This window comes from Rhodococcus sp. (in: high G+C Gram-positive bacteria) (genome assembly GCF_049591685.1).
Taxonomy (GTDB): Bacteria; Actinomycetota; Actinomycetes; order Mycobacteriales; family Mycobacteriaceae; genus Rhodococcoides.
Genome location: NZ_JBAWFH010000053.1, coordinates 1 through 6,156, shown reverse-complemented (window position 1 = coordinate 6,156; position 6,156 = coordinate 1). Strand labels below are relative to the sequence as shown.

At 61.5% G+C, this 6,156-nt stretch carries 5 protein-coding genes; 1 reads left to right on the top strand and 4 read right to left on the bottom strand.

Going from position 1 to position 6,156, the window contains the following annotated elements; genetic code table 11:
• Positions 1 to 514 precede the first annotated feature (514 nt).
• From WBQ44_RS02370 to WBQ44_RS02355, 4 genes are all read right to left on the bottom strand, one after another.
• Positions 515 to 2,110, bottom strand: coding sequence for an AMP-binding protein (locus WBQ44_RS02370; protein WP_495565136.1), 1,596 nt, complete (start codon positions 2,108 to 2,110; stop codon positions 515 to 517).
• Between the two features lie 105 nt (positions 2,111 to 2,215).
• Positions 2,216 to 2,638: a PAS domain-containing protein gene (locus WBQ44_RS02365; RefSeq protein WP_495565135.1), complete on the bottom strand. Its 423-nt coding sequence runs from the start codon at positions 2,636 to 2,638 to the stop codon at positions 2,216 to 2,218.
• Positions 2,639 to 2,685: 47 nt separating this feature from the next.
• A complete protein-coding gene (locus tag WBQ44_RS02360; protein WP_495565134.1) occupies positions 2,686 to 3,921 on the bottom strand; it encodes a putative manganese transporter in 1,236 nt (411 codons plus the stop codon).
• The gene (locus tag WBQ44_RS02355; RefSeq protein ID WP_495565133.1) at positions 3,914 to 4,942 is read right to left on the bottom strand and encodes a phosphotransferase enzyme family protein; all 1,029 of its coding nucleotides are present in this window, start codon (positions 4,940 to 4,942) and stop codon (positions 3,914 to 3,916) included. Before WBQ44_RS02355 ends, WBQ44_RS02360 begins: the two co-directional genes overlap by 8 nt.
• Before the next feature lie 321 nt (positions 4,943 to 5,263).
• On the opposite strand from WBQ44_RS02355, the gene WBQ44_RS02350 reads away from it, so the two are divergent.
• Positions 5,264 to 6,156, top strand: an 893-nt coding sequence (locus WBQ44_RS02350; protein ID WP_495565132.1) for an aldehyde dehydrogenase family protein, incomplete at its 3' end; no start/stop codon positions are given.

Here is a 6,156-nt window from a genome sequence, read left to right as displayed (position 1 = left end):
TACTTACGACCGCGCCGTCGAGGCCGCGGGAGCCGCCCAGCTCGTCCGCGGATACGAGGGCATCAAGCTCGCCAACGTCGACACCTACTACGCCCGGTTGGCCGAACTGGGACTGTAGGCGCCAATCAGCCTGTCGCCCGATAGGTTTCGTACGCCGCCTCGAGGGCACCTGGCACCCCTGTTGCCGACCGAGCACCCCTGTTCCGACGCGAGTGGGTGTGCCAACTCTGCAACGAGGGTGCCGGCTTCGCTCGCGGCACTTTGGACGCGTTCGGTCGCTCGAAATCCGCGAGGTCACCGGCTCGAGGACACCTGGCACCCTTGTTGCCGACCGAGCGCATCTGCTCCGACGCGACATGGTCGACCTACGCTTGCCGTCATGTCGAACAGTGATTACGAGAAGTGGGAGTCCGGCGGCTCGCCCCAGAGGTCGAGATCTACGACGGCACGCAGCCCCCGCTCGCCGGAGCCTGACCTCGGCGTCTACCGATTCGGCACGTATCCAGGCTCGAAGCTAAGCGGGGCTGTCTGTCGAGTTCGCGCTTCGGCGAGATGCTCCCGGACTGACGGAACCGGCGGCGTCCCAATACTGGGCGCGTAGTTTGAACTTCTGCAGCTTGCCGGTGGCAGTTCGGGTGAGTTCATCCCGGAATTCCACCGATGTGGGTGCTTTGAAGCCGGCGAGCCTGGACTTGCACCAGCGAATCAGTTCAGCCTCCATGTCGTCGGTGGGGCCCGAATCGGGAGCGAGCACGACGAGCGCCTTGATCGTCTCGCCCCACTTCTCGCTGGGCACTCCGATGACACACACTTCGGTGACCGCGGGGTGCGAGAAGAGCGCGTCCTCCACTTCGACGGACGAGACGTTCTCGCCGCCGGTGACGATGACGTCCTTCTTCCGGTCGGAGATCGTCAGATAGCCGTCCTCCGAGATCGAGCCGCCGTCGCCGGTGTGAAACCATCCGCCGGCAAGGGCAGCTTCGGTCTCGGCCGGCTTGTCCCAGTAACTTTCGAGAACGATGTTCGATCGAGCCAACACTTCGCCTGCAGAATCCTCGGACTCGTCGATCTTCAACGTGACGCCCAGGGCCGGCGCACCCGCCCGTGTGAGCTTGCGTGCTCGGTCCTCGGGCGAGAGGCCGTCCCATTCCTCGCGAGTTCGGTTGATCGTCAGCACCGGACAGGTCTCGGTCAAGCCATAGACCTGGATGAACTCCCATCCGAGCTCCTGCTCCAGGCGGACAACGGTTTTGGTCGGCGGCGGGGCACCGCCACCGATCATTCTGACGCGGCCACGTCCGGGAAGCTCTCCCTCCCACGTTCGGGCTGCTTCGAGGACGGCCGCGGCGACGGCTGGTGCACCGCACAAGACGGTGACGCCGTGGTCTCGAACGCGCCGCAAGATCTCGGTACCGTCGACCTTCCGCAGCACGATATGGCGAGCTCCGACGCCGGTCATCGCAAAGGGCATGCCCCATCCGTTCGAATGAAACATCGGCAGGGTGTGCAGGTACACGTCTCGGTCGTTCAACTGCGCATGCAGACCGAGGGTCACGGCGTGGGTCCATATGTTGCGGTGCGTGATCTGGACACCCTTGGGTCGCGCTGTGGTTCCGGAGGTGTAGTTGATCGTCGCTGTGGCGCCTTCGTCGTGTTCCCATGCACGGGGCTCGGCACCCGGTTTCGCGTAGAGGTCGCCGTCGTCGCCCAGCACAAATGTGTGCTCGCACCGAACCCCGGCCAAGGAGGCCTGCAGGTCCGGATCCACGTACAGCACACGTGCTCCCGACTGATCGACGATGTACTGCACCTCATCGGCGCTCAACCGGAAGTTGACGGGAACCAGAACTCGACCCCAGCCGCTCACCCCGTAGAACGACGTCAACAACCGGGTGCTGTTCTGGCTGATGATCGCCACTCGTTCGCCCGCCTCGATACCGAGTTCGTCGAGCTTGGCGGCCTGACGCCTCGCCAACTCGCCGATCTGCCGATACGTCAGGTGACCGAGGTCGGGTGCAGGCTGGACCGGCTCGTCGATCATGCCGATTCGATCGCCGTAGGCCGTGACCGCCCGGTCGAGGAAGTCGTTGACACTGAACGGAACGAACATGCAAGCCTCCGTTTATCTTTCACGATGACGACGAAATAACGGGCTCTCGCCTGGCCCGTCCGCCTCGAACTCTCCGACGGGCATTGCTCTTTGCCCGCTCAGGTTTCAGCCTTTGGAGTGTGAGTCGGTTACATCTTCGTTGCCGTGGATTACGTACAGTACCTCGTCGTTTTCATCGAGAACGGGCGCATTCACTGCGGTGAACCAGCGCTCTTCGTACCCCCCACCTTCACTGGCAGGACGCTCGACGGGGTAGCGCACGGCGCCAGGAATCCACTCGGTCTTCTTGTTTCGCAGAATTCCTTCGACGGCCGATAGAAATACGCTGTTTCCCTTGGCGTCAGGATCATTGGGATCGTCCGGGAAGGCTTCGACAAACAGTTTTCCGGTCAATTCTTCGCGAGTACGCATGACCATTTTCAAGTAGCCGTCGGTCGCAGCCACTATTCGGAAATCGGTATCGACGACGACCAGATTCGCGGGGGACTGTTCGAATATCGCTGCGAAGTCGAGGTTGGATAATGCCATTTACGTTGACCTTTCGTGTGATGGGAGACTGCCCGGGTCCGAGCTGTTCAGGCGAAAGCGAGCGCAGCGAGCCCGATGGCTACTGCGGGGACGGTCGTCAGAACAGTCGAAAGCACTGCCGACCTTTTGTGAACTGCAAAGAGGGGGATAAGCCCGGCCCCGTCGTGACTGACCAAATAAGCCAACAACGCGGCCAACGGCATCCCGCCGACGACGAAAAGACTGGCCATCGCGACTTCGAGCCCACATGAGGGCAACAGGCCCAGCGCAGCGGCGAGGACAACGCCCATCAGTCCGTAGAAGGGCAACGACTCGGGATCGAGGCCAGTCAAAGCGGTGACTACCGTCAGCAGCGTAGACACGACACCGACTATGACGATCATAGTTGCCGCCTTGAAGGCAGTGTGCCGAAGAATAACTTGCCTGCTTGTGATGTCTACACAATGACAATGACGGCGGTGAAAACGACCACGGACAGCGACGACTGCGGCGACGGCGAAGCCGACGACACCAACGCCGACAAAGGTATGCGATCCAGCGAGACCCGAAAAGGCGTCTTCCTCGATACCGAAGAACATCGTCGGAACAGCGAGTAGCGCGCCGACTGCAATCATCGACCAAAAGGCGAAGACGTAACCGGCGGACCGCGCAGCGCTCGTGCTCGCAGTCGTCTCGACGGGAGCGAAGCAGCAAGGCTCCATTCTCTCCCACGCGCTGGAACCCGATCCGCTCACAGGTGGTGCCTGCGGACCAACGGAAAGAGTGGACACGGTTTCAGTGGGATCGGTCTTCACCATCGACCGGCTCGGGCGAGAATCCGCGCGCAACGCCGATACAACAGTTCGATCTGCCGACCCGACCAATCCGGTGAGCGCATGCGCCCGCGGTTCGATGCGAGCCAGGTCCACCAGGTAACCGCCGACCGCACCCACGAACATGAACAGGGCCTTGAGTTCGAGCGCCAGAACAGGATCGAAGGCAATCAAGATCCACGCGGAGTCACCCATCGTCGCGAGCAATGCCGCGACCACTGTCCCGTACGTCACGCGGCGTTCTCCGTACAGGGTGACGGTGACGATCACTCCGCTGCACCCCGGCGGGACCGACAGCAACGCGGCCACGAACGGGCCGGCCTGAGGGAACCGCGTCAGCCACCGATCCCATCGAGAGCCCCAGCGAGCCCGGGCCCATCCGATCGAGATCAACATGAGCGCTACGAGAACGCCAACGCCGAGAAACGAGTCGGCAAGTGGATCACCGACTGTTTCCGTCCAGTCAAACATCGGTGCGCTCGAGGCCGGGCACAACGGCCGTGGAACCGAGGTCGAAGGCGAACCATCCCGGGTCGCTGAGGTAGCGACGCGCAAGGGACGCGGTTTCGGAGGCAAGGTGGCCGCCGAGGGTTTGAGCAGGCACAGATTCGGGGTGGGTCGAGATCCAGGCAGTGATCATCAACCGTCGCAGCATGACAAAGGTCGGGATTTCGGCGATATCTTCGGGCAACAGTGGTGAGACGCTGATGTACCCGTGCAGCCAGTCCTCGACTATCGCCTGTGATTCTGCGTGTGCTTCGTTCCACGTGATGACCGCAGCAAGATCGGTCAGGTACCAAGACCAGCCACAATCGTCGAAATCGATTACCACGATGTCGCCGTCTTGCACGATGAGGTTCGACATCCGTAGGTCCGAGTGCACCAACCCGTAACGGCCAGGCTCTGTTCCGTATTGTTCGAGCCTTCGCCGCACCAGTTCCTCGGCTGACTCGATCACGTCGCGATCGACGGCCGACAGGTTGGGAGCATGTCGCCAATTGCCCCAACGTCCGCCCTCCCCCAGCATGGTGTCCAAATCCCACCGGAAGCGTCGAAATGTCTTCGGCGGCGTCCACTGTTGTACGTGCTGATGCAGTGCCGCCGTGATCGCTCCCAGGTCTCGGTAGCGGATGCCCGAGTGTTCGTTCTCCGCGCTGATTCCTGGAACGAATTCGAATACATCGACGAACCGTGTCGCGCCGTCGATTTCGATGGCCGAGACCGAACGACCGTCTGCAGCGAGTCGGACTTGCGGCGTTCGCACCGTTGACTCGGCTCGCACGCTCGCCATCCAGGAAAGTTCGGACTCGATCTCGACGAGGCTGTTGTAATCCGGTCGGTGCACGCGGAACACGGCCTGTTCGACGCCGCGTTGGGCAAGGTATGTGGCGTTCTCGGAGAAACTGAGCAGCGTCAGCGCAGCACCTTCCAAGTTGTACGCAACGAGTGCCGCGCGGGCGAACGGTTCGTAGTCGGCAGCGGTCTCCGGCATGTGTGAATCTCCTTGAAGTTAAGGCAGTACAGGCGAGCAACGCTGCTCACGAGACGAAGCGGCAGTACGGGTGACCCCAGTCACAGCATTGGTACACCTTATAACGACCATATGCAAACCACAACCGCTGAGCCGCGACTCTTCGCACCGTTCACCCGGCGGACCACCGACGCTTAAGCCGCCCGGCCTGCATGTTTTCGTTCTTGACACGACGATGGCAGCGTGAGACGGTGGACACAACCTTTTACAACCATTTGTTTGCGAAACCGGCTGGACAGTTGTCTGACCGACTTGCATCGGATCAACCCACGGAAGGTCGAAGTGAAGACAACGACAACAGGATCCACTCTCTCTGCCGAAGTCGACGCCATTCTGGGACGCGCACATCAGGCATCGAAGGCATTCGGCGTATACGACCGATCGCAGATCGACCGGATCGTCAAGGCGGTTGCCGACGTCGCGGAGCGCAACGGTCGGCAGCTCGCAGAGAAGGCAGCAAATGAGACCGGATTCGGGGTTTTCGAGCACAAAGTCGCCAAGAACGAAGCGCTATCGGCCGGATTCCTCCGCGAGTACGGCAATCTGGATTACGTGAGTCACCAAACCGACCACACCCGGAAGACCCTGCTCTACCCGGTTCCGGCGGGTGTGATCTTCGCAGTCACTCCGTCCACGAGCCCGGTAGCAAACCTGTACTTCAAAGTGTTGTCCTGCTTGTTGACGCGCAATGCCATCGTCATCAGCCCGCACCCCGCAGCGGTGCAGACGAGCATCGAAGCTGCTCGCATTCTCAGTCGTGCTGCGACAGACGCGGGCGCGCCCGACGGTGTAATCCAAATCCTCGAGCGCCCGTCCGTGCCACTGATCGAATCGGTCATGGCCGATGATCGCGTCAACCTCATCCTTGCAACTGGTGGAGGAGCCGTCGTCAAGGCGGCCTACCGGTCGGGTACTCCGGCTATCGGCGTCGGCCCGGGCAATGCTCCTGTGGTGGTCGACGAAAGTGCGGATGTCGAGAAAGCCGCACGGGCTATCGTCGAATCGAAGTCGTTCGACAACAGCATCCTGTGCACCGCCGAGTCCGTGCTGATCGTGTGTGAATCGAACGCCGACCGCCTCACCGAACAGCTCGTTCACCAGGGGGCGCATCTCTGCAGTGCTTCCGAGACGCAGTTGATTCGCAAGTACATGTACCCGAGCGGAAAGTTCAACAC